A 22,570-nucleotide genomic window follows, 5' to 3' on the forward strand; every position below is an offset into this window, starting at 1 on the left:
AGCAAATTCGAACGACAGGCCCAGCGTGTCCGTTTCGGCCGGTCCTAGTTCCAGGGGGAGCACACGTCATGACTGAGCACCAGGACGATCCGGCCGCCGCGCCGATGGTGGTCGTGGACGACGTCCACCGCAGCTTCGGCAGCGGCCCGCACGCCGTGCACGCGCTGCGCGGCGTCTCCTTCGAGGTGCGCCGCGGTGAACTCACCGCGCTCAAGGGGCGGTCGGGCTCCGGCAAGACCACCCTGCTGAACCTGGTCGGCGGACTCGACACCCCGAGCGCGGGCACCGTCTCCCTCGACGGCACCGACCTCGCCGGGCTGGACGAGACGGGACTGCTGGCGCTGCGCCGCGACCGGATCGGTTTCGTCTTCCAGTCCTTCGGCCTGATCCCCGTCCTGACGGCGGCGGAGAACGTTGGGGTCCCGATGCGGCTGCGGAAGGTCCCGGCCCAGCAACGCGAGGAGCGGGCCCGTACCCTGCTCGCCCTGGTGGGCCTGGCCGAACACGCGGGCCAGCGGCCCGGTGAACTCTCGGGCGGGCAGCAGCAGCGGGTGGCGGTGGCCCGCGCCCTCGCCAACGAGCCCGACCTGATCATCGCGGACGAACCGACCGGCCAGCTCGATTCCGAGACCGGCCGGTCGATCATGCGGCTGCTGCGGGCGGTGGTCCGGAGCGAGGGAGTCACCGCCCTGGTCGCCACCCACGACCCGGCCCTGATCGAACTGGCCGACCGGGTCGTGGAACTGCGTGACGGTCGCATCGTCGAAGAGCATCGCGTCGAGCAGGAGGCCTCCCCCAGGTAGCGGCCGCCCCTTGGCAGCGGCCCGCCCTACTCGGTGTGCAGCACCGAGGCGATCGTCATCCGGGCCGCCGACCGGGCCGGCAGCAGGGCCCCGAGGACGGCGATCGCCACCCCGGCCAGGAGCATCGCGGCCAACTGCGGGGGGTGCCACACGTCCTTCATGTACTCGGGGAAGGCGACGATGCCGACGTTGTCGACGACCAGCCGGTGCGCCAGTATCCCGAGCGGGATGCCGAGCAGCCCGCCGACCACGCCGAGCCCGGCCACCGAGGTCACCGTCATCACCACCACCTGGCGGGGCGTCATCCCGATCGACTTGAGCATGCCCAGGTCCCGGCGGCGCTCCCGGGTGTTCAGCAGGACCGTGTTGAAGACGCCGAGCGAGGCGACGAGGGCCAGCAGCACAGTGAACACCGTGGAGAAGGTGACGACGGTGACCGTGGCGGCGCTCCCCCCGCCCCCCACGGACACGGAGAGCCCGGGGTCGGCCGCCTCGACCGCCGCCGCGTAGGCGTTCGCGTCGGCGCCGGGGGAGAGCTGGACGTAGTACTCGATGGCGCGGGAGCCCGGTGCCAGCTGCTCCAGGGTCTCCCAGGTGGCGTCCAGGGCCCGCGGGTTGCCTTCGATCAGCTTGCCGACGATGGTCGTGGGGACCTGCCTGCCGTTCAACTCCAGGGTGACCCGGTCACCGATCGCCAGTCCGCGCTGGGTGAGGAACGACGGCCCGGCCACGATCTCCCCTGCCGCGTCCGGCAGCCGGCCCTCGACGATTTCGTAGGCGTACAAGGAGTGATTCCCGCGGTAGAAGTTGGCGAAGGCGGGCTGGGTCTGCCCGACCAGGCTCACCTCGGCCAGTCCGCGGGCCCGCACGTGCTGCACGCCGGGAAGGGACAGCAGACGCTCCTCGATCTGCGCGTCGCCGAGCAGGGGCAGGGGCCGGTCGCCCTGCTCGTCCGCGTGCACCAGGACGTGGGCGCCGCCGTCGCCCCGTCCGGCATTGCCCAGTGCGAGCATCGTGCTGGTCAGCCCGGTCGACAGCGTCACCGTGGTGACCCCCAGGACGATGGCCGCCACGGTCAGGAGCGTGCGGCCGGGCCGGGCGAACGGCTGGCCCAGGCCCAGGCTGACCGGGCGCGGCAGTTCGGTGAAGCCCAGCACCCGCTGGATGCGCAACCCACGCCCGGTCCGGGGCGCACCACCCGCGCTGATCGCCTGGGCGGCGGGCAGCCGGTGCGCCCGCAGGGCGGGGACCAGTGCGGCGAGCAGGACGAGGGCGGGCATGCCCAGCAGGCAGACGACGAACACCCACGGGGGGATGGTGTCGACGGTTGCCCGGCCCGTCTCGATGCCCGAGAAGGAGAGTTTGAGGACGGGCCCGGCCAGCGCGTTGCCCAGCAGGGTGCCGAGGACGCCGCCGACGACCGCGGGCACGGACATCATCGTCAGGTAGACGGCGACCACCTGGTTCGGGGTGAAGCCCAACGCCTTGAGAACGCCGATGTGCCGGTACCCCGAGACGACCGCCCCGCTGACCACGTTCCCGACGATCAGGCCGGAAACCAGGAGGCCGAGGACGCCGAAGAGCGACATGAAGGGGAGATAGGCGTCGGCCAGCGCCGAAAAGGCCTGCTTGAGGGTGAGGTAGCTCTGGGCGTTGGTCAGTGATTCCTCGGGCAGCTCCGCCGTCGCCTTGGCGAGCCCGTCGCGCAGCTGCGCGTCGGTCGAGGAGTCCGTGAAGCGGTAGAGCATCTGGGCGGAGGCCGGATGAAGCGCGGCCAGTTGCTCGGGCGTGACCCAGGCGTCCGCGGACTTGCTCATGCCGGTGGCGAATCCGACGACGGTCAGGGGCGGGGCGCCGGGGGTCGTGAGCTTCGTGCCGAGCAGTTCCGCGAAGGGGGTCCCGCCGAAGGAGAAGTTGACGACGATCTCGCCCGGCGCCGTGGCCCACCGCCCCCGCAGGATCTCGATGCGGTCGACGGGGCCGGCCGGCTCGGCCCGGCCCACCACCCTGAGGGAACCGCCAGGTGACCCGAGCCAGCCCCGGGGAACGGCGACGACGGCCTGTCCGAAGGGCCCGGCGGCGGCCTCCACGCCCGGACGCCCGGCGGTCTGCGCCAGTTGGGCCTCCGAGACCTTCGCGGTGTCGAACGAGGCCACCACGTGTGCGCCGCGCTGGGCGGCGTACGCCTTTTCGAACGGTCCCGAGGCGGCGGCGAGCAGCCCCAGCGCGAGCAGCACAGTCGTGGTGGAGCACAGGACGACCAGCCCGATGACGAACGTCTGGACCCGGCGGCGCTTCACGGCCGCGCGCGAGGCCCTCCACACGGCGCTCACGCCGACGTCTCCAAGGCGCTCTGGCGGGCCACTCGGCCGTCGGCCATCTCGACCAGCCGGCCGGCGCAGCGGGTGGCCAGGTGCCGGTCGTGGGTGACGATCAGCAGGGTCTGCCCGATCTGGTTGAGATCGATCAGCAGGTCCATCACCTGCTCGCCCGAGCGGCTGTCGAGGGCGCCCGTCGGCTCGTCCGCCAGCAGCAGCGCCGGACGGTTCATCAAGGCCCGTGCCACGGCCACCCGTTGCCGCTCACCGCCGCTGAGTGTCGCCGGGTAGTTGTTGCGGCGGTCGGCCACGCCCAGCTCGTCGAGCAGCTCCAGGGCCCGGCGGCGGGCCTGCCGGGCCGAGGTGCCGGTCAACTGGGCGGCGAGCGACACGTTGTCGAGGGCCGGCAGATCGTCGATGAGGTTGAAGAACTGGAAGATCATGCCGACGTTGCGGCGCCGGAAGAGGGCCAGTCCGGTCTCGTTCAGCCGCCCCAGGTCCTGGCCGTGCACCTCCACCAGGCCCGAAGTCGGCCGGTCCAGGCCGGCCACCATGTTGAGGAGGGTGGACTTGCCGCAGCCTGAGGGACCCATCACCGCGACCGAGTCACCCGCCCGGATCTCCAGCGACAGCCCGTCCAGGGCCTTCGCGTCGCCGTACTCCTTGTGCACGCCGTCCAGCCGCACCACCACTTGCCCCGCACTACCGTGATCAGTTGTCATGGCCCGAACCTAAGGCGGAGCGCGCGGATGGTGCGTCAGCCCCCGGATGTAAGAGTCCGGGCAGGTCATCCTGGGGATGTACACGAGCGGTCCGGCAGAATGACGGCCGAGCGGACGGGGGGATGCGAGGGTGGGAACGATCATCGCGGTGGCCGCCGCATGCGTGGCGGCGGCCGTGGCGGGCGGGCTGGGCGTGGCCTTGGCGCGCGCCCGGCGCGGGCACCGGGCGGCCCTGGGGGAACGCGGCTGGCTGCTGGAACGGGAGCGCGAGAGTGCGGCCCGTACCGCGGTGGACGCGGAACGGGCCAGGATCGCGGCCGAGCTCCACGACATCGTCAGCCACAACGTGAGCCTGATGGTGGTCCAGGCCGGCGCCGCACGCGAAGTGCTGACCACCCTCCCGGAGGAGGCCGCGGCGGCGATGAGCGCGGTGGAGGCGGCGGGGCGGACCACCATGACCGAACTACGCCACCTGCTCGGGCTGTTGGCGCCCGCGCAGGACGGCAGGGACGAGTCGTACGCGGCCGCCGCCGTGGCGGCCACGGAACCGCAGCCGAGCCTGGGCAGGCTCAGCCCGCTGATCGACAAGTTCGCCTTCGCCGGCCTGCCGGTGGAGGTACGCGTATCCGGGGACCCGCGCCCGCTGCCGGCCGGGATCGACGTCACGGCGTACCGGATCGTCCAGGAGGCGCTGACGAACGCGCTCAAACACGGAGACGGGGGCAAGGTGGAGGTCACGGTGCGGTACGCGGAACACGCGCTGCGGGTGGAGGTGCTGAGCAGCGGGCCGAGCGTGCTGTCCGCCACGGCGCCGGCGGCGGGCTCGGCGGGCTCGGCGGGTTCGGCGGCTGCGGGCGGTTCCGCGGGCTCGACGGGTTCGGCGCCCAAGCCGGGAGGGACCGGGCGCGGCCTGATCGGCCTGCGCGAGCGCGTCGCCGTCTACGGCGGCGACCTCGACGCCCGCCGCCGCCTCGGCGGCGGCTACCGCGTCCGGGCCCGCCTCCCCCTGGACCGCCCGTGACCGCGCCGAAGCCCGACCCGACGCCGATGCCGAGGCCCGTGTCCGTGCCCGCACTGAGGCCGGAGCCAGAGCCGGAGCTGTCGCCCGCGGGCGAGTCCGTGCCAGTGCCTCCGGCTGGGGTTGCGCCCGGCCCGACGCCGGGGCTGACGCCGGAGCTGTCGCCCGCGCCGGGGCTGACGCCCGACCCGACGCCGGGGCTGTCGCCCGCGCCGGGGCTGTCGCCCGACCCGACGCCGGGGCTGTCGCCCGCGCCGGGGCTGACGCCCGACCCGACGCCGGGGCTGTCGCCCGTGCCTGGGCTGTTGCCCGACCCGATGCCTGGGCCTGAGGCCGCGCCCGCGCCCGTGCCTGCGGCGGCGTCCGGGCCGGCACTGAGGTCGGAGCCGGTGCCGTCGCCTGCGGCTGAGCCCGTGCCGACGCCGACGGCTGCCCCTGTGGCGGCGGCGGCACCGGCGCCCGACCCCGAACAGAGGCCTGTGCCTGCCGACGCGCCGACGCCCGTTCCCGTGCGGGGGACCGTGCCCGAGTCCGAGCTGGTGCCCACGCCCGCGGCAGCGCCGGCCCCGCGGGTCGTGATCGCCGACGATCAGGAGCTCGTGCGTACCGGCTTCCGGTTGATCCTCATGGCCCGGGGGATCGACGTCGTCGGTGTCGCCGCCGACGGGGTGGAGGCAGTGGCCGCGGTGCGCCGGCTTCGGCCCGACGTCGTGTTGCTCGACATTCGGATGCCGAACATGGACGGTCTCGAAGCCGCCCGGCGGATCCTCGCCGAGACCCCCGGCTGCAGGGTGATCATGCTGACCACCTTCGACCTCGACAGCTACGTCTACGCCGCCCTCGCCGCCGGGGCCAGCGGGTTCCTGCTCAAGGACGTCACCCCCGAACACCTCGCCAACGCCGTCCGGCTGGTCGGGACCGGCGACGCGCTGCTCGCCCCGTCGATCACCCGCCGTCTGGTGGAACGCTGCGCGCCGGGCGCCGCCGAGCGGGACCCCGCCTCGGTGGCCGCCGCCCATCGGGAGCTCGCCGCGCTGACCCCGCGCGAGCGGGAGGTGCTGACCCTGATGGGCCACGGCCGCTCAAACGCCGAGCTGGCCCGTGAGCTCACGCTCAGCGAAGCCACGGTGAAGACGCATGTGGCCCGGATCTTCGCGAAGTTGTCGCTCCGCGACCGGGCCCAGGCGGTGGTGCTCGCCTACGAGACGGGCCTGGTCACCCCCGGCTCCGCGTAGCGGCGGACCAGGTCCTCCATCACGGAGAGCGGGAGCGAGGGGTTCGCGGCCGCCGCCTGGGCGACGTCCGCGTCGGCGTCGTCCAGCAGCCCGACGAGCACCGGTACCGCGAGCGCCGGATGGGCGGCCGCTCCGCGCCGTGCCCGCTCGTCGTCGGTGGCCAGGCAGGGCAGCAGCGCCTCGGAGCCGGCGTTCGGGTGCGTGGCGACCGCCCGCATCGTCCGCCGCACGGACGGCTCGTGCCGGGCCAACTCCGCCAGCAGGCCCCCGGACGCGTCCGGGTTGGTGGCGGCCCGCGCCAGTACCCGTACGCCGTGCCGCGCGACCACGGCGCGCAACTGCCCCTCCGACAGCCCCGGATGCGGGACGACGGCCTTGACCACCGCCGCGTCGGGATCGTCGGCGAGCGCGTCCCGCACCTCGTCCGGCAGATCCCGCCGCTCGGCGACCAGCATGCGCACGGAGGCGTCCGCGGACGCCGCCAGATCCACCAGCTCCGCCACCGTGGCGGAGGCGATCCGCGGCAGCAGCGTCGGCCCGATCCGCGTGGCCCCGGCGAGCCGGACCAGTACGTCCAGCGGCAGCCGCGGATGCCCGGCCAGCGCGCGCAGCTCCTCCCGCGCGGCATCGGCCGCGAGGGTCCGTACGAGCCCCTCGTCGATCGCCGGATTCCCGGCGACCGCCTGCCGGACACCCGGCACGGGGTCCCGCGCGAGGCGCGCGTACACGTCCTGCGGCAAGTCGGTCCGTTCGGCGAGCGCCCACCTGAGCAGCATCGAGGGCGAGTCGGCGAACGGGGCCGCCACCTCGCTCGGCGTGGCCGGGTTCCGCAGGGCCCCCAGCCAGGTCTCGTGGACCGTGGAGTCGTGCGTACCGTCGCAGGCGGCGCCCGCCCGGAGCGAGCAGTCCGCATCGGGGCAGTACGGGTCGTGGACGAAGGGGACGTCCCTGCTGTCGCAGACCAGGCAGGACCGCGCCGGAGCGAGTCCGGCTCCCGTGACGAGGGTGGCCAACGCGGTGGACGGCGTGGACTCGTTGCGGGCCGTCGCGTAGCGGACCTCGGCGTGCGGGTGTCGTGCGAGACGGGCGGCGACGGCCTCGTTCGTCGTCCAGAGGGCCAGTTCCCCGACCACCTCCAGATCGAGGTCGGCGGCCAGCGTCTCCGACACGTCCGGTGGAAGCTGGGGGACTGAGGCCAGCTTCCACCGGACGTCGGGGTCCGGATCCACCGCGAGGAGGCGGGCCCACTCCGGCAGGCCCCGACCCTCGTCGAGGAGGGCGATGGCCGCGTACGGCTGGACCTTCGGGTCGACATCGGCGGCGGTCAGCGTTCCGCCGTAGGCGAGCTGGATCGCGGTGTGTTCGTGGTGCGCGGCCAGGGTCCGGACCTGGGCGGGGCTGAGATCGGCGCGGTCGGCCAGGTTCCGGACCAGCTCGTCGAGGAACTCAGGGGACGGACACCGAGCGGGAACCTCGACCCCCGCCATGGCGAGCGCGATCAGCCGGTCGACCAGCCGGGCCGGCAGCGCCGGATTCTCGGCGAGTCCACACAAAAGGTGGTTCACGGGCGGGCTCCCGCGGCCGCCGGGCGTCGTCGGGGCGTCGACGCCCACGTCAACGGCTGGGACCGGCGTTGGATGCTGCACCTAGGCCCGTACACCGAGGATCTCCAGGATGCCCTCGGCGTACGCGGCGGCCCCCGAGCCCGGGGCGGCGGTGAGTTCGCGGCGGAAGCCGTCGATGCCGGTGCGGATGAAGGCGGCGCACTGCCCGTGCAGGCCGGCCTCGTGGGTGCCGCCGTCGTCCACGGTGCAGAGCAGGGCCAGCAGGGTCCACAGCAGGGCCTCGCGGGTCGCCTGCCGGGGCGGGCGCGCGGACCACACGGCCATCAGGACGCCGCACGCCGCCGGCGCGGGCGGCTTCAGGTCCTCGCCGAAGAAGACGTGCCCCTCCAGCGCGCGGAACGCGGAGGGATGTCCCTCGGCGGCATCACGCACCGCATTAACCAGATGGCCCGCGGAGTGGCCGCAGCCGCACTCGATCGCATCCCAGTCGTGACGCTGGATCTCCGCCTCCACCGCGTCCGGAACCAGCGGGCTCGACGGCACCGCGGCCTGGCGCCGCAGAGCACGTTGCGGCTTCTCGCTCCCCTTCATGGAGCACAGTATGAGGCCGGCTCCGGCACCTCGGCGAGGGGGGTAGGAACCGGATCACGCGGACGGCCGTCTGAGACCCCGTGTGGATGAAACGAAGAATTCTGACGCTGCTGTTCGCCCTGCTCGCGACCCAGTTGGGCTCCCTCATCAGCCCGGCCTACGCGTGCGGATGCGGGGCGATGGTCCCGCACGGCCAGTCCCGGATCGGCGTCGACCGCGAGACCTCCGTCGTGCGCTGGGACGGCCGTACGGAGCAGATCGTCATGCGGTTCACCGTCCGCGGGGACGCGGAACGGGCCGCCTGGATCATGCCGGTCCCGGGGCGGGCCACGGTGCAGCTGGGCGACGGCAAACTGTTCGACGAGCTGGTGGAGCAGACACGGCCCCAGCACAAGACCCGGCACTACTTCTGGCCGCGCGACAGGGACTGGCCCTTCTCCTCCAACATCACTGACGGCGCCGGCGCCGCCCTGCCGGGAGCCGGCGACCCGGCGGTCGGCGTCGTCGGCCGCGAACGGCTCGGCGACTTCGACGTCGCCCGGCTGACCGCCACCGACCCGGACGCCCTGAAGGACTGGCTGGAGTCCAACGGCTTCACCCTCCCCGACCGCCTCGCCACCGAGGTCAAGCCGTACGTCGACCAGAAGTGGGAGTACGTGGCGGTACGGCTCGCCCCCCGCGCGCCGGGCAAGAAGCTGCGCGGCGAACTCGACCCGCTCAGGATCCGCTTCGACAGCGACCGGCTGGTCTACCCGATGAGGCTCTCCCGGATGGCCAAGACCCCGCAGTCCCTCGGCCTCTACGTCCTGGCCGAGCACCGCATGGAACCCGACTCCCGGATCGGCGGCGCCGCGCCGAAGGTGACCTTCGCCGGCACCGTCAGCCCCGACGACGGCCCGCTCGCCGAACTCGCGGGCGGCAAACCGGTGTTCCTCACCGCGATCGACCAGGAGTTCCCGGATCCGAGCCGGATCGACGACGACCACGAACTGCGCGCCACCGCCAAGGACACCCCGTACCGCAGGACCGTCTACCACGGCGAACTGCTCACCGTGGGCGGCGTCCCGGTCTGGCTCCTGACCGTCTCCGCCGCGCTCGTGGCGCTCGCGGTGTCGGTGACGGTGGTGATCCGCCGCCGTCGGTCCGGCCGGCGGTCATGACCTTCGGACGTGCGGTGAGTACGGGTACTCATGTGCGCGGTGATCGAAGTCCTGCACGATGCGGGCATGCGATCGACATCCCTCCCGAAGTCCGTTCTCGTGGCCGTCCTCGGCTGCCTGGTCCTGTCCGGCTGCGGCACTCGGAGCGCCACCACGGATCAGACCCCGGCGGGAAGTGCCGTCGCGGCGGCGACCCCGCTCGGGGCCGGGCCCGGCGCCGACGATCCGGAGATCCGGTTCCTCGAGCTGATCACCCGTATCCCGCCGAGCTGCTACCCGAACGCCCCCGAGGCCGGCGACGGCAAGGGTGACGTGCCCAAGCCCGAGGACCTGCCGGGTTGGGAGGGCGGGGGTTCGCCCACACCGGAGTACGGGCCGGGCGAGACCCCGCCGGGCGTCCCGAACGCCGAGGACGGCATACCGGTCCCGCTGGTCGACGATCCCGCACCGCCGGAGCCGACCCCTGGAGCCGCCAGGCCCAAGCCGGTCGAGGAGGTGCCGCTGGTCGACATGGAGAAGTGCAGCGGCAGCGAGCACGCCAAGCGCATCAGCGCGGCGTTCGAGAACGTGAAGACGACCGGCTACCAGGAGATGCACGAGAAGCTGCAGGGCCTGGGCTACCCGGCGTCACGGATCCACCGGATGCCGAACCACGCGGGCGCTCCCCGGGCGAGGCTCGACTTGCGCTTCATGGGCGGCCACTTGGCCCTTGAGGTCACCGGCACCGGCACCGGCACCGGCAGCGGGGTGACGGTCGAAGCGTTCGGAGCTTCGGAGGAGGAGCACGTGCAGGTGACCGAGGTCGAGCGGAAGCCGAAGCCGGACGCGCCCGCTTCCTGACCGGACCGCACGAGGGGATGCCCTGCCGGCCGGCCGCAGAAGGAACGCGCCGGCAGCAGAGAGAGAAGGGCGTCCACCATGGAGGCCGCCCTTCTCTCCATCGCAGCCCGGCCGGCCGACCCGGCGAACCAAGCGGTCACGGCCTTGGCGAGGTGACACCTCTCAGGCTCGGGACCGCCAGAACGCGCACTGGTGGTCCGCCTCGAACGAGGTGGTCGTCCGCGTCGCCACGGGGTCGAGAGTGAGGACCGTGGCACCGGAGCCGGCCGCCGGCCACGGGGTCTGACCCGGTACGACGGGGGCGCCGAAGCGCGCGAAGGCACCCCAGTAGCGCTTCATCCGAGTCGCGAGCCCGACCTGGACCGGGGTCAGTGGCCGCTCGCCCATCGTGAAGTCGTGCAGATAGGCCAGCTCCGCACTGTGCGCGTTCGACTCGTCCAGTCCCGGCACCTGCGCCCCCGCCAGCGTCGGCGAGTCCGGGTCGTCGAACTCGTAGACGTACGTCGGCACTTGGGAGGCGAACGTGCGCGCCGTCCACGCGGTGTGGCAGGCGAAGGAGGAGTCGGTCAGCACGGCCGACAGGGCCAGGTACGGCGAACCGTACGACGCCACCGGATAGCGGGCCAGTACCTCCGGCCCCGCCGCCCCGTGCGTCGCCAGGATCTGCGCCGCGTACTCCTCGGCCGTCAGGCGTGGCTGCGTCAACGCGACGAAGAAGCGGGCCTCGGAACGGGTGCTCCCGATCAGGACGGGCACCTTGTTCCACGCCCCGCTCCCGATCGCCGCCGCCGGCTCGACCGGCAGCAGCCCGTCGCCGGACGCCGGGCCCGAAGTGGGCAGCGCCCGGGCGGCCTCGACCAGGGCCGAACCGGAGGCGCCGCGCAGGCACGTGGTGACCGCGGCCCGGTCCGTGCACCCCACCTTGTCCGCGAAGGCCCGCGCCTCGGCCTCGGCCCTCGCGCTGTCGGGCGTACGCAGCAAGGAGCAGGGCCCGCTCTGCAGCACGGCCCGGTGGAACAGGCCGGTGGCCGACGGAGCGGCGAGCAGCGCGCACACGGAACCACTGCCCGCGGACTGCCCGGAGATGGTCACGTTCCCCGGATTCCCGCCGAACGCGGCGATGTTCTCCCGCGTCCACCGCAGCGCCGCGAGCTGGTCCATCAGCCCGAAGGACCCGGAGCGCGGCACGCTCTCCGCGGCCAGCTCGGGCAGCCCCAGATAACCGAGTTGCCCCAGCCGGTAGTTGACGCTCACCACCACGCTCTGGGTCAGATCGGCCATCGTGCGCCCGCCGAACTGCGTCCCCGTGCCCTGGCTGTACGCACCTCCGTGCATCCAGAACACCACCGGGAGGCGGGCTCCCGGGCGGGCCGTCCGGGGCCGGTACACGTCCAGGTACAGGCAGTCCTCGCTGACGGCCAGCGGATCGCGCAGCCCGTACGGCGAGAACTGCAGGCACGCCGGGGCCTGTTCGACGGCCTCCCGCACCCCGTGCCACCGGGGCTGCGGCTGCGGCGCCCGCAGCCGGGCGGCGCCGACCGGGGGAGCGGCGTACGGGACACCGAGGAACTCCTGTGCTCCGCCCGCCTCCTGACCGCGCAGGCCGCCCTGCGCGACGGTGACCACCGGGCGCGGGGAGCCGCCGCCCTGCGCCGCCGCCGGCACGACCGAGCCGAGCAGGGCGGCCGCCAGGGCGAGGGCGGTGCAGAGCAGGGGTCTGCTCCGTCGGTTCACGGACGGAGCCCTGCGATCAGGACGGAGGCCAGGGCGGTGTCGGCGGGACCGGTGTTCCAGTCCGCGTTCATCGGGCTGACCGCGATCCGGCCCGCGCTCACGGCCTCGACGTCGCCGCCCTTGGCCGCGGGGCGCAGGTCCACCTTGACGGTCACCTTCCAAGTGCCGTCGCCGGCGTCCGTGAAGTCCGGCTCCAGGATGGTCTGCGGGTCCTGGAAGGTGGCGGCCACACCGGCCGCGGTGCCCTTGCCGTCCGCGCCGACCACGGGGTGGTTGACGTTCAGGCCCACGCCCTGGGGCAGCAGCGGACCGGAGCGGGCCCGCGAGCGCAGCCGGTCGATGAGCTTGACCGCGAAGTCGAGGGTCGGGCCCATCGCGTTGACGGTGGTGACCGGGTCGGGAGCGGAGACACCGCCGGTGCTCAGCGCGATGGCGGGCACCCCGTGCTCCAGGGCTGCGACGGCGCCGCCGACCGTACCGGAGTGCGTGGCGAGACCCGCCACGTTCGGGCCGAAGTTGGTGCCCGAGACGACCAGGTCGGGGGCCCGGTCCGCGAAGACCTCGGCCAGGCCGAAGGCGACCGAGTCGCCCGGAGTGCCGTCGACGGCCCACACCTTGGGCTCGGGGTGCTTCACCGTGACCGAGGGGGCGCTCATCATCTTCGTACCGGTGCCGCTCTGGTTGGTGAGCGGCGCGACGATCGTGACGTCGTGCCCGGCGGCGGTCAGCCGCTCGAAGGCCTTGCGGATTCCGGGCGCGTTGTAGCCGTCGTCGTTGGTGAGCAGGATCCGCAGCGGGCCGCCGGACGCGGCCTCCTCTTGCGGTGAGGCGAGGGCGGGCGCCGTCCCGGTCAACGCCGGCGTGCACAGCATCAGGGCGGCCAGGGGCAGAACTCGCTTGAGACTCACGGATTGCTCCTCGGAGGGGAGTTGCGGCGGAAGAGGGTGAACCGGGGTGGAGACCGGCGAGCGCGCGACCCTCGGCGCGCGCCCGCCGGAGCAGGGGAGGTCAGCGCACGCTGCGGATCGGCAGGATGGCGAGCGCGCCGATCAGGGAGAGGGCGCCGCCGGCCAGGAAGAGCGGGGTGTAGCCGCCGAGGCCGGTGACGATCGCCGAGGCGACGAAGGGGGCGATGATCTGCGGTCCGGCGTTCGCGATGTTGAGCACGCCCATGTCGCGGGCCGCGTCCTCGGCGCTGGGGAGGACCAGCGTGACGAGCGCGGTGTCGACGGCCATGAAACAGCCGAAGGCGAGTCCGTTGAGTGCGCTGAACACGAGCATCCCGGTCCAGGTCGGGCTGACGACGGGGACCACCATGACGAGTCCGGCGAGGGCGGCGGAGACGCCGACGAACACCTTGCGGCGGTTCCAGCGGTCGGACAGCATGCCGCCCAGCAGGGTGGAGACGGCCATCGCGACCATCGACACCGGGGTGAGCACGGCCATCGCGGCCGGCGGGGTCAGCCCGGAGGGCAGCTTGATGTGGTCGCCCAGGATGTACAGCTGGTAGCCGACGACGGAGAAGTAGCCGAGGACCATCAGGGCGCGACCGATGAAGGCCCATCGGAAGTCGTGGTTCGCCAACGCCGAGAGGAAGGCGGCTAGTTGGGCTCCCTTGGCCTTGGGGGCCGCGGGGGCGGGCTCGGCGCGCGGGACGTCACGGCACAGGGTGGTCAGCAGCAGGGCGGATACGGCGACGATCGCGCCGAAGATGAGGTAGCCGGTGCGCAGGTGGGCCGCGGTCTGCGAGGCGACCAGCACTCCGACCGTACCGCCGATGGGCAGGCCGAGGCCCACCAGGGCGGACGCGGTGCCGCGGCGGGCGGCGGGGACGCGGTCGGGCACGATCGCGGTGACGGCGGCCTGGTAGATGTTCATGGTCGCCTGGACCAGACACCAGCCGATGCCGACGAGCAGCGCGGTGGCCACGTTGCCGAGGAGGGCCAGGCAGGCGAGCGCCCCGAGGGCGCCGCCCAGGATCCAGGGATTGCGGCGGCCCTTGCGGTCGGAGAGGGCGCCGGCGATCGGGTTGAAGGCGGTCGCGAAGATCGCGCTGATTCCGCCGATGAGGCCGAGGACGGCGACCTTGTTCTCGGGGTCTATCGCGGCGATCTGGGTGGGGAGGAGGACGGAGCCGACTCCCATGTAGACCGCCATCAAGGCGGAGTTGGCGACCAGGAGCAGGGGCAGGAGCCCACGCTGGCGGGGAGGCTCGGCGGGGACCGGGACGGGCGGATCGGCGACTTCGTGCGTGGCCATGACGACTCCTCGGGGGACGGAGCGGGGAGGTGGCTTGCGTGGGGGAGGGGCGTCCTGGGAGCGGACGCGGGGGCGAACGTGTCGCCGGGAGGTGTGGCAGAAGAGCGCGGTTCACTTGATGTTGTTACACGTGTCACCAAGTGCGCTGGACACTGTGTAGCACCCATTTCCGGCCTCCGCCAGATCCCCCGGACGGTCGGTGTGTGAATCGTGATCGGCGGTGGGTGGGTGGAGTGGGGGCGGGTGTGCGCGGCCCCGAGGGCGCTGAGCAGGGCAGATCCGACCGATGTTCCTGTTGGCCTTGTGGCGGCCGTCACTGGTCCGCAATACTCCGTGCCGCGACGCGAAGCGGAGCGACGCCTTCGCACCGCCCCCGGCGTGTCGCGAGGGCGCGGTCGCACCCGACGTGCCGAGAGCGTGCCTGGCGCGGCGCGTTGTCGGAGCCCCGAAGGGTGACTGGCGTCCGATGCGTGGGGCGCTCCTCGGCCTCGCGGCGCACCCCGCCGACCGCCGCGATCCGGCGTGCACTTCGCGGGCGTACCCCAGGGCCCTCCTGGGTGGCGCCGTGGCCGGCCATCCTGGTGGCCGGCTCCGTACCCGCGTTACCCACGTGGGACTCGGAGGGGGCGCCCAGGTGCTCCTGGCCGGCAATCCCGGTGGCCGGCTGCGTGCCAGTGCGATCCGCCGGGGCTTGGGGGGCACTCCCGGCCCCTCCGGGGTGGCATCCGTGGCCGGCGACATCGGCGGTCGCCGGCGGGTGCCCGCGTGATCCGCAAAGGACTTGGAGGGGGTGCTTCCGGGCTCTCCTGGGTGGCGCCGTAGCCGGCAACCCCGGTGGCCGGCTCCGTCCCCGCGTGATCCGCGGGGTGGGGCACCTCTCGGGCCGTTCGGGGTATCCCTCGTGGCCGGTGACCCCGGTGACCCCGGTGACCCCGGCGACCCCGACGATCCCCACGACCCCGGCAACCCCAGCGGCCCCTGTGACCCCGACGGTTCCCGCGACCCCGGTGAACCCCGGTGACCCCGGCGGCCGCGGCGTGCCCGCGTGATCCAGCGCGGACTTCGCGGGGAACCCCAGGCCCCTTCGGGTGGTGCCCGGGGGCGGCTGGCCCGCAGTCGTCGTGTACCCCTGCGCTTCGGCCAGGGTCCCCTTCGCCCGGTTCCCCTACTCCGCGCCCGACCGCTCCAGGCCCGTCCCTACTGCGCTCCCCTCCGGCGCGGTTCCCGCTCCGCTCCGGCCCTGCTCTGCCCCCGCTCCCGCTCTGGACCGTTTCGCTTCCGGTCCCGCTCGTGCCCTCACTCCGGGGCGCGGCCTCCCCTCTGCCCGGTCGCTGTCACCGTCGCCTGACCCCGCGCGCCCTGCCCGTGCTCCGCTCCGGTCCCCCTTCCGGCTCCCCGCCCGCGCCAAGCGTCTCGGCCCCAGGCTCCGCTCCTGCTTTCCCCGTGATCGTGAAAGGCCCACCATGTCGCCCTCGTCCCCGTCCTCCCTTCTGCCGCCCCCGCGTCATCACCTCCCCGCGCCTCCGCCGCGCGGCGCGCTCGCCCTCGGGATCGGTTTCCTGCTCCTCTCGCTCCTCGTCGCCCTGATGCTCCGGCTGGGCGGCCGCCCCTTCTTCCAGGGCGTCGACGACCACTGGGCCGCCTCGGCGAGCGGCTCGGCCGACGGGGTCGTGCTGCTCCTCGACCGGCTCGGCGGCCCCTTCGGCCTGGTCCTGCCGCTCGCGCTGATCGGCTGTCTCTGCGTCTACGGACGCTGGCGCTCAGGGCTGTTCGTGTTCACCGCGGCCGTCGTCGCGAACGTGCTCGTGCTCCTGCCACTCAAGCAGCTCGCCGGCCGCCCCCGCCCCCCGTACCCGGCGGTGCTGGTCAACGACGGTTCGTACCCCTCCGGGCAGGTGTTCAGCGCGGTCACGCTGGTGATCGTCGTCGCCGTGGTGGTCTTCCCGCCGCGCGCCCGGCGCTGGTGGTGGCCGGTCGGTGGCGCGTACGTCGTCGCCATGATGGCGAGCCGGGTCTGGCTGCACGCCCAGTGGCTCAGCGACACCGTGGCCGGTGTCGTTCTCGGCGCGGGGACGTGCCTGGTGCTGTGGCGGGCCTTCGCGCCGATGCTGGAGGAGGAGGCACGGCGCATGGCCGCGGGCAGCCTCTGGCTGTGAGCACCCAGCGATATCGAGAAGTGTTGACGCTCGCGAGAATTACGCAATAATCACCACTGTGCTGCCGGTCCGCATCCGGTGCGCAGCCAGGAAGGATCCGCTCATGTCCCACTCCCCAGACCATGTGCTGGTGGACCCGCCCGCAGGCCGCCTCCGTGGGGCGGTCGAGGACGGCGTCACCGTCTTCCGGGCAGTGCCCTACGCCGAACCGCCGGTCGGTGACCTCCGCTGGAGGCCCGCGCGCCCGCACCCCGGCTGGAGCGGGATCCGGGACGCCACCACGGACGGACCCAGCGCTCCGCAGATGTACCTGGAGGAGGGCGACCCGGTGCTCGGCGGGCACGGGGCGCCCCCCTTCGACGAGGACTGCCTGACCCTCAACATCTGGACGCCCGCCCCCGACGCGGCCCGCCGGCCCGTGCTCGTCTGGATCCACGGCGGAGGTTTCGTCTCCGGCTCGGGCTCGCTGCCCGGCTACTCCGGGGCGACCTTCGCGCGTGACGGCGACCTCGTCGTCGTGAGCATCAACTACCGCATCGGGCCCCTGGGTTACCTCTACTTCGGTCCTCAGGGCGGCGCGGTCGACACGGCCGCGTCCGACACGGCCGACGCGCCCGACGAGGGGGGCAATTACTGGCTCACCGACCAGCTTGCCGCCCTGCGCTGGGTGAAGGAGAACATCGCCTCGTTCGGCGGCGACCCGGACCACATCACGGTCGCCGGCCAGTCCGGCGGCGCGGTGTCCACCGCCGCGCTCGCCGGACACCCGCAGGCGCGGGGTCTGATCCGGCGGGTGATCCTGCAGAGCCCACCCCTCGGGCTGGAGCTCCCCGGCCCGGACGCGTACCTCGAACGCACCGCCGCATACCTGGAGTTGGCGGGAGCCAAGGACGTGCACGAACTCCGCGCCCTCCCCTGGCAGGCCCTGATCGGCGCGGGCGCCGGACTGTTCGCCCGGACGATGCGCTGGGGGTACTGGCCGACCCCCTTCCTGCCCGTGATCGACGGGATCACCCTGCGCCACCACCCGGCCGAGGCCCTGCCGGCCGCCGCGGCGGCCGGTATCGACGTCATGATCGGGTGGACGCGAGAGGAGGCCAACTTCGGCTTCGCCCTCGACGAGGGGTACGCCGCCGCCACCCGCGAGCAGGTCACGGGCCGGATCGCGGAGACATTCGGGGAGTCGGCGGCGGCCGAGGTGTACGCGGCCTACGAGCGGGCCCGCCCCGGAGCCCGGCCGGCCGATGTCCTCATGGACCTCATCACCGACGAGCTCTTCCGCGTCCCCGCCGTCCGCCTGGCCGAGGCCAGGGCCGAGGCGGGCCGACCGGTGTGGGCGTACCAGTTCGACCTTCCGACCCCCGCGCACGAGGGGCGGCTCGGCGCCGCGCACTGCCTCGAACTCCCCTTCGTCTTCGACAACTTCGACCAGTGGTCGCACGCGCCCTTCCTGACCGGGCTGGCACCCGCCGTCCGGGACGGCCTCGCGCACACGATGCACCGGGCCTGGATCGCGTTCGTTCGGACGGGCGACCCGAACCATCCGGGCATGCCGACGTGGGACCCGTACGACACGAGGACCCGCACCACGATGCGCTTCGACTCGGTCGTGACGGCCCTCGGTGACCTCGCGGGCGCCTCCCGCCTCCTGCACGGGCCCGGGCGCCGGCCCGCGTGACGCCGGAAGCCCCGCCCGCGTGACCCCGGAACCCCGGAACCCGGCCTCCTTTCCTAACTCGTGTAACCTAAAGAAGGTAGGTTAAGAGCGAGCGGCAAGAGGATCGTCGAGGGACGTCATGACCAAAGAAGCTCACGTCCCCACGTCCATCACCAGCGCGGACGTGGCACGCCTCGCCGGGGTGTCACGGGCCACGGTCTCCTTCGTCCTGAACGACACACAGGGCCACCGGGTCAGTGCGAACACCCGCGCCCGCGTGCTCGACGCGGCCAAGCAGCTCGGATACGTACCGCACGCCGCCGCCCGGTCCCTGCGCGCGGGCCGCAGCAACCTGGTCCTGATGCCCGCGTCGATCTCCGCGGTCGGCCGGCTCGTCAGCGACTGGGTCGACGACCTGCACAGCGAGCTCGACCAGCGCGGCTACACGGCCGTGCTGCACGCGGGCCGCTTCGCCGACCCCATCGACGCCGCCCGGGCCTGGGCCGAACTGCGCCCGGCGGCCGTCGTCGCCCTCGACGGCGACCGCTTCACCGCCCAGGCGGCCGAACTCCTCGCCCGCGCCGGGGTCCGCGGCCTGCTGGCTTTCGCGGCCCGCCCCGTCGAAGGCGTGCACACCATCGGCTTCGACCACGCCCGCATCGGTGCCACCGCCGCCGAGCACCTCATCGCCCGCGGCCGGACCAGGATCGGCGTGGTCCTGCCACGGGAACGCGGCCTCGGCACCCTGGCCCAACCCCGCCTCGCGGGAGCGGAGTCCGTCGCGGCCCGCCACATGGCCACCGTCACCCCCGTGGAGCTGGCCTACACGCGCGACTCCGCTACGGAGCTGGCCCGCCGGTGGCCGAGCCTGGGCCTGGACGCGGTCTTCGCCTACAACGACGAGTACGCCGCCCTGCTCATGCACGCGCTGCGGGCGGAGGGCATCGCCGTGCCGGACGACGTGGCCGTCGTCGGCTCGGACGACCTCGTCCTCTCCACCCTCCAGGAGCCCCCGCTCACCACGATCCGCCTCGACCTGCCGTCGCCGGCGCTGATCGCGGACACGGTGCACACCCTGATCGAATCGGGCAAGGCGCCGCTGGTCCCGCCGGTGGAGGCCGTACTCGTCCACCGCGGCACGTCCTGAACCCGCCTTGCGCCCCCTGGCCGACCGCGTGTGGCGCCTGGCACGGAATCGATCTCTGACCGCGGACAACCCCGAGCACTACCATTCCGTCGCATGATCACTCGCAGGGAAGACGGGTACGAGGTCGACGTCGATCCGGATCGACTGGACGTCGACCTCGTGCACCACTGGCTGTCGACGGACGCCTTCTGGGCGCTGGGCCGCAGCCGGGCGACGGTCGAGCAGTCGATTCGGGCTTCGGTCAATTTCGGCGTCTACGACAGGGAAGGGCGTCAGGTCGCCTATGCGCGAGTCGTCACCGATCTGGCCACCTTCGGATGGCTCTGCGACGTGTACGTCGACCGCGACCACCGCGGCGCGGGCCTCGGCACATGGCTGGCCGAAGCCGTCCGCGACCATCTCGCGCCCTACGCGCTCAAGCGCGTGATGTTGTCCACCCTCGACGCCCACGGGGTCTACGCGAAGGCCGGGTTCGTGCCGTTCCCCGATCCCGAAAAGCTGATGATCATGAGCTCCGCGCCGTGAGGGGGGGGGATCCCGGCCGATGGTCGGCCGCCGGGCGCCCCCGCGTCCCGTGGACGTCGAAGAGCTGTTTCCCGAGGTCGTGCCCCTCCGAAAAGAGACCGTGAGGCTGCGCCCGCGTGCGGGTGAGCGACGTGTCGGGACAGCTCGGTGGGCGGTCCGCTGCGCCGGCCGGCCGAGGAGCCGTGGCCGTCGTGACCAGAGCATGAGAATTCGCCGATGGCGCCGGTCGTGCGGATCCACCGCGGGGCGTTCCCGACCTGGTGCCGTTTCCCGACGGGTGCGATCTGCTCGCTACCCCGCGTCCGGCACCGCAGTGCCCACGGCCGCCTCCCAGCGGTCCTCGGCGCGGGTGCGTTCGCGGGCGAGGGCGGGCTGGAAGAGCCACCACGCCAGCAGCCCGGCCCCCGCCCCGGCGGCCGCGCCGGCCGCCGTGTCGGTGAGCCAGTGCGCGTGCAGCCACGTACGGCTCCACATCATGGCCAGCGTGAAGACCGCGCCCCCGAGCCACCACGCCCGCCGCCTGGCCGCCGGGACCAGTAGGACGCCGACGACCACCACGAGCAGCGCTGCCGTCGCCGCGTGGCCGGACGGGAAGGAGCCGTGGTCGACGCGGACGAGCGGGTTCGCCGGGCGGGGCCGGTCCACCAGGTGCTTGAGCGACTGCACGACGAGGAGGTTGCCGCCCAGGTACACGGCGAGCAGGAAGCCCGCGGACACCAGGCGCCGGCGCACCAGCAGCAGGATCAGCAGGGAGAGCGGGACGAGGGCCCCGACGGGTCCGCCGAACCAGTTCAGCGCCGAGGCGACGGCCGCGTAGATCCCGTCGTGCGGGCCGCCCATCCAGGACAGCCAGCGGTCGTCCAGGCCCTGAAAGGGCGGATCCGTGATGTCCGAGCGGACGACGAGGGCGGACACCCCGGCCGCTCCCAGGAGCGCGAGGGCCAGTGCGAGGACGCCCGTGCCGCGCTTCGCCGGTCGGCCGGCGGATCTGGCGGATCTGGTGGATCTGGCTCTCGAGGGGCGGAGGGTGGGGGCGGGATTGCTGGACATGACTGCCTCTCGCGGCCGCGGGAGTGGCCGCGACCCGTGTGTGCTGTGTGCGGGGTGAGGGGTGAGTGGGGGCGCCGCACGTGCCGCGCCCCCACCGGGAAAGGAGGTCAGGCCCGGGCGTCGAGGTGCCCGGCGAGGAAGGCCACGCTCTCCGCGACGATCGAGGCGATGTCCGGGGAACCGAGGAAGATGTGGTCGGCGCCGTCCACGGGCCGCAGGGTGACCTCGCCGCCGGCGCGCGTCAGCGCCTGGGCGAGGGACTCGCTCTGGCTGTACGGGACCAGGCCGTCCCGGGTCCCGTGGACCAGCAGGAACGGCGGCGGGTTCGAGCCCTCGGCGTACGTCACCGGGCTCGCGGCCCGCGCCAGCGCCGGGAACCCGGAGGCGGACGCGGCGGCGCCCAGCAGTGCCTCGTAGGGGTCGGGGAACTCGACACCGGACGGCATCGGCGGCATCGGGTGCTCGGACAGGGCGACCAGGTCGGAGCAGCCGTACCAGTCGACGACGGCCAGCACCCCGGTCGCGCCGGAGCCGACGCCGTGCGCGCCCTCCAACGCCGGGCCGTCCGGGCTGCCGGGGCCGACGAGCCCGGCCAGCGCGGCCAGGTGGCCGCCCGCCGACTCGCCCCAGACGCCGATGCGCTCCGGGTCGATGCCGAGGTCGCCGGCGAACCGGCGGACGTACCGGATCGCGGCCTTCACGTCGTGCAACTGGGCCGGGAAGGGCGCTTCGAGGCTGTGCCGGTAGTCGATGGAGACCAGGGCGAGCCCGGCTCCCAGCACCGCCCCGTGCAGCAGCGCGGCGGGCACGGTCGGCGGCGGGTAGCGGCGGTCGCCGTCCAGCCAGCCGCCGCCGTGGATCCAGACGACCGCGGGGAACGGGCCCTCGCCGGCGGGGACCTGCACATCGAGCAACCGGGGTCGGTAGCCGGGGGTGGTCGCGTACGTGACCCCGTGGAAGTGGCGCACGCCGTCCGCGCCCGTCACGGGCGGTACGGGAGCCTGGTACGGCGGTGGGGGCCAGGTCATGTCGGCGATGTCGAACTCGGCCGGAGGGGATTGCGTCATCGAGGGCCTTTCAATTTGTCCGAAATGCTTGTCGGAAGCGCCGGGAGGGGCGTAGCGTGTTACACGTGTAATCAAGACTCTAGCGACGCATTTCCGCTGACTACAAGCCCTGGGGCGATCAAGCTTCCGGGTTGGTTACACGAGTCATGCAGCGGTCGCGGCGCCTTCCCTCCCCGGGAGCACGTCATGCACCACATCGCCACCGCCGCCGACCCCGCGGCCCCCTTGGTCCCCTCGGTCCCCTTGGTCCCCTCGGTCCGCAGCTTCGTCCACTGGGTCACCGACCCCGTCGCCGCCCACGTCCCGCAGGTCAGGGCGCGGGTGCGGGTCATCCTCACCGGCTGGCGGATCTCCGTCGACGAGGCCGACGGTCTGCTGCTGGCCGTGAGTGAGCTCGTCGGCAACGTCGTCCGGCACGTCGGCGCCGGCCGGATGCGGGTCGCTTTGACCTCCGGCGGGGGTTGGCTGCGCCTGGAGGTCGCCGACCAGGGCGCCGCCCTGCCGCGGCTGCCCTCTCTCGGCGCGGAGGGCGATCCGGAGGCCGAGGGCGGGCGCGGGCTGCTGATCGTGCAGCTGCTGGCGGCCGAGTTGGGTGGTCAACTCACGGTCGTGGCGGGTGAGTTCGGGAAGTCGGTCCGGGTGCGCATTCCTGCCGGTCGGGCGCGACTCGACACGCCTTGCGCTCGTCTCCCCGCTGCTCCCTGATCGAGGCGCCGCCCCACC

Annotated in this window: 19 protein-coding genes; 10 read left to right on the forward strand and 9 right to left on the reverse strand. The window is 73.4% G+C overall.

Going from position 1 to position 22,570, the window contains the following annotated elements:
* Nucleotides 1-68: 68 nt before the first annotated feature.
* Entirely contained in the window at nt 69-803 is a 735-nt protein-coding gene (locus tag ACFV9H_RS08285) for an ABC transporter ATP-binding protein (RefSeq protein ID WP_385395022.1), read from the forward strand.
* 26 nt (nt 804-829) lie between these two features.
* Here the strand turns inward: ACFV9H_RS08285 and ACFV9H_RS08290 are convergent, their stop codons facing one another.
* Both ACFV9H_RS08290 and ACFV9H_RS08295 read right to left on the reverse strand, forming a co-directional pair.
* Nucleotides 830-3,136 (reverse strand): FtsX-like permease family protein, encoded by a 2,307-nt coding sequence (locus tag ACFV9H_RS08290; protein WP_385395024.1) that lies wholly within the window; start codon nt 3,134-3,136, stop codon nt 830-832.
* Nucleotides 3,133-3,843 (reverse strand): ABC transporter ATP-binding protein, encoded by a 711-nt coding sequence (locus ACFV9H_RS08295; RefSeq protein WP_385395027.1) that lies wholly within the window; start codon nt 3,841-3,843, stop codon nt 3,133-3,135. Before ACFV9H_RS08295 ends, ACFV9H_RS08290 begins: the two co-directional genes overlap by 4 nt.
* A gap of 130 nt (nt 3,844-3,973) precedes the next feature.
* Between ACFV9H_RS08295 and ACFV9H_RS08300 the strand changes: the two genes are divergently transcribed.
* On the forward strand, nt 3,974-4,864 hold the full coding sequence (locus ACFV9H_RS08300; RefSeq protein ID WP_385395029.1) for a sensor histidine kinase: 891 nt from the start codon (nt 3,974-3,976) through the stop codon (nt 4,862-4,864).
* Nucleotides 4,865-5,382: 518 nt separating this feature from the next.
* Entirely contained in the window at nt 5,383-6,096 is a 714-nt protein-coding gene (locus ACFV9H_RS08305) for a response regulator (protein ID WP_385395031.1), read from the forward strand.
* Here the strand turns inward: ACFV9H_RS08305 and ACFV9H_RS08310 are convergent.
* The gene (locus tag ACFV9H_RS08310) at nt 6,060-7,661 is read right to left on the reverse strand and encodes a hypothetical protein (protein ID WP_385395033.1); all 1,602 of its coding nucleotides are present in this window, start codon (nt 7,659-7,661) and stop codon (nt 6,060-6,062) included. The two genes, ACFV9H_RS08305 and ACFV9H_RS08310, sit on opposite strands and share 37 nt — an antisense overlap.
* 81 nt (nt 7,662-7,742) lie before the next feature.
* Nucleotides 7,743-8,252 carry a hypothetical protein gene (locus ACFV9H_RS08315; RefSeq protein WP_385395035.1) on the reverse strand — a complete coding sequence of 170 codons (510 nt, stop codon included), beginning with the start codon at nt 8,250-8,252 and terminating at the stop codon, nt 7,743-7,745.
* Between the two features lie 86 nt (nt 8,253-8,338).
* Here ACFV9H_RS08315 and ACFV9H_RS08320 point away from each other — a divergent pair, with 86 nt between their 5' ends.
* Complete coding sequence (locus tag ACFV9H_RS08320) at nt 8,339-9,412, forward strand: DUF2330 domain-containing protein (protein WP_385395038.1); 1,074 nt, start codon at nt 8,339-8,341, stop codon at nt 9,410-9,412.
* Between the two features lie 66 nt (nt 9,413-9,478).
* A complete protein-coding gene (locus tag ACFV9H_RS08325) occupies nt 9,479-10,252 on the forward strand; it encodes a hypothetical protein (protein ID WP_385395040.1) in 774 nt (257 codons plus the stop codon).
* A 162-nt stretch (nt 10,253-10,414) separates the two neighbouring features.
* Here ACFV9H_RS08325 and ACFV9H_RS08330 read toward each other — a convergent pair whose 3' ends face one another.
* The 3 genes from ACFV9H_RS08330 to ACFV9H_RS08340 form a co-directional block, all read right to left on the reverse strand.
* Nucleotides 10,415-11,986 (reverse strand): carboxylesterase/lipase family protein, encoded by a 1,572-nt coding sequence (locus ACFV9H_RS08330; RefSeq protein ID WP_385395043.1) that lies wholly within the window; start codon nt 11,984-11,986, stop codon nt 10,415-10,417.
* Entirely contained in the window at nt 11,983-12,894 is a 912-nt protein-coding gene (surE, locus tag ACFV9H_RS08335) for a 5'/3'-nucleotidase SurE (protein ID WP_385395045.1), read from the reverse strand. The genes ACFV9H_RS08330 and surE overlap by 4 nt, the downstream gene beginning before the upstream one ends.
* 100 nt (nt 12,895-12,994) lie before the next feature.
* Nucleotides 12,995-14,245, reverse strand: coding sequence for an MFS transporter (locus tag ACFV9H_RS08340; protein ID WP_385395047.1), 1,251 nt, complete (start codon nt 14,243-14,245; stop codon nt 12,995-12,997).
* A gap of 1,463 nt (nt 14,246-15,708) precedes the next feature.
* On the opposite strand from ACFV9H_RS08340, the gene ACFV9H_RS08345 reads away from it, so the two are divergent.
* The 4 genes from ACFV9H_RS08345 to ACFV9H_RS08360 all read left to right on the forward strand — a co-directional run bounded on the left by ACFV9H_RS08345 (nt 15,709) and on the right by ACFV9H_RS08360 (nt 19,730).
* Nucleotides 15,709-16,401, forward strand: a complete 693-nt coding sequence (locus tag ACFV9H_RS08345; protein ID WP_385395050.1) for a phosphatase PAP2 family protein — start codon at nt 15,709-15,711, stop codon at nt 16,399-16,401.
* 103 nt (nt 16,402-16,504) lie between these two features.
* A complete protein-coding gene (locus tag ACFV9H_RS08350) occupies nt 16,505-18,079 on the forward strand; it encodes a carboxylesterase/lipase family protein (RefSeq protein ID WP_385395052.1) in 1,575 nt (524 codons plus the stop codon).
* Between the two features lie 118 nt (nt 18,080-18,197).
* Nucleotides 18,198-19,205, forward strand: a complete 1,008-nt coding sequence (locus tag ACFV9H_RS08355; protein ID WP_385395054.1) for a LacI family DNA-binding transcriptional regulator — start codon at nt 18,198-18,200, stop codon at nt 19,203-19,205.
* Nucleotides 19,206-19,298: 93 nt separating this feature from the next.
* Nucleotides 19,299-19,730: a GNAT family N-acetyltransferase gene (locus ACFV9H_RS08360; protein WP_385395057.1), complete on the forward strand. Its 432-nt coding sequence runs from the start codon at nt 19,299-19,301 to the stop codon at nt 19,728-19,730.
* Nucleotides 19,731-20,021: 291 nt separating this feature from the next.
* Here ACFV9H_RS08360 and ACFV9H_RS08365 read toward each other — a convergent pair whose 3' ends face one another.
* Nucleotides 20,022-20,780 carry a phosphatase PAP2 family protein gene (locus tag ACFV9H_RS08365; RefSeq protein WP_385395060.1) on the reverse strand — a complete coding sequence of 253 codons (759 nt, stop codon included), beginning with the start codon at nt 20,778-20,780 and terminating at the stop codon, nt 20,022-20,024.
* Between the two features lie 107 nt (nt 20,781-20,887).
* On the reverse strand, nt 20,888-21,847 hold the full coding sequence (locus tag ACFV9H_RS08370; protein WP_385395063.1) for an alpha/beta hydrolase fold domain-containing protein: 960 nt from the start codon (nt 21,845-21,847) through the stop codon (nt 20,888-20,890).
* A gap of 186 nt (nt 21,848-22,033) precedes the next feature.
* Between ACFV9H_RS08370 and ACFV9H_RS08375 the strand changes: the two genes are divergently transcribed.
* On the forward strand, nt 22,034-22,552 hold the full coding sequence (locus ACFV9H_RS08375; protein WP_385395066.1) for an ATP-binding protein: 519 nt from the start codon (nt 22,034-22,036) through the stop codon (nt 22,550-22,552).
* Nucleotides 22,553-22,570 lie beyond the last annotated feature (18 nt).

This window comes from Streptomyces sp. NPDC059874 (assembly GCF_042731135.1).
In the GTDB taxonomy this organism is placed as follows: domain Bacteria; phylum Actinomycetota; class Actinomycetes; order Streptomycetales; family Streptomycetaceae; genus Streptomyces.

Bases quoted from the DNA above. Each gene is read 5' to 3' on its own strand.
- ACFV9H_RS08315 (WP_385395035.1), bottom strand. From the start codon at position 8,252: ATGAAGGGGAGCGAGAAGCCGCAACGTGCTCTGCGGCGCCAGGCCGCG.
- ACFV9H_RS08325 (WP_385395040.1), top strand. From the start codon at position 9,479: ATGCGATCGACATCCCTCCCGAAGTCCGTTCTCGTGGCCGTCCTCGGC.
- ACFV9H_RS08370 (WP_385395063.1), bottom strand. From the start codon at position 21,847: ATGACGCAATCCCCTCCGGCCGAGTTCGACATCGCCGACATGACCTGG.
- ACFV9H_RS08295 (WP_385395027.1), bottom strand. From the start codon at position 3,843: ATGACAACTGATCACGGTAGTGCGGGGCAAGTGGTGGTGCGGCTGGAC.
- ACFV9H_RS08285 (WP_385395022.1), top strand. From the start codon at position 69: ATGACTGAGCACCAGGACGATCCGGCCGCCGCGCCGATGGTGGTCGTG.
- ACFV9H_RS08365 (WP_385395060.1), bottom strand. From the start codon at position 20,780: ATGTCCAGCAATCCCGCCCCCACCCTCCGCCCCTCGAGAGCCAGATCC.
- ACFV9H_RS08340 (WP_385395047.1), bottom strand. From the start codon at position 14,245: ATGGCCACGCACGAAGTCGCCGATCCGCCCGTCCCGGTCCCCGCCGAG.
- ACFV9H_RS08320 (WP_385395038.1), top strand. From the start codon at position 8,339: ATGAAACGAAGAATTCTGACGCTGCTGTTCGCCCTGCTCGCGACCCAG.
- ACFV9H_RS08350 (WP_385395052.1), top strand. From the start codon at position 16,505: ATGTCCCACTCCCCAGACCATGTGCTGGTGGACCCGCCCGCAGGCCGC.
- ACFV9H_RS08375 (WP_385395066.1), top strand. From the start codon at position 22,034: ATGCACCACATCGCCACCGCCGCCGACCCCGCGGCCCCCTTGGTCCCC.
- ACFV9H_RS08345 (WP_385395050.1), top strand. From the start codon at position 15,709: ATGTCGCCCTCGTCCCCGTCCTCCCTTCTGCCGCCCCCGCGTCATCAC.
- ACFV9H_RS08360 (WP_385395057.1), top strand. From the start codon at position 19,299: ATGATCACTCGCAGGGAAGACGGGTACGAGGTCGACGTCGATCCGGAT.
- ACFV9H_RS08355 (WP_385395054.1), top strand. From the start codon at position 18,198: ATGACCAAAGAAGCTCACGTCCCCACGTCCATCACCAGCGCGGACGTG.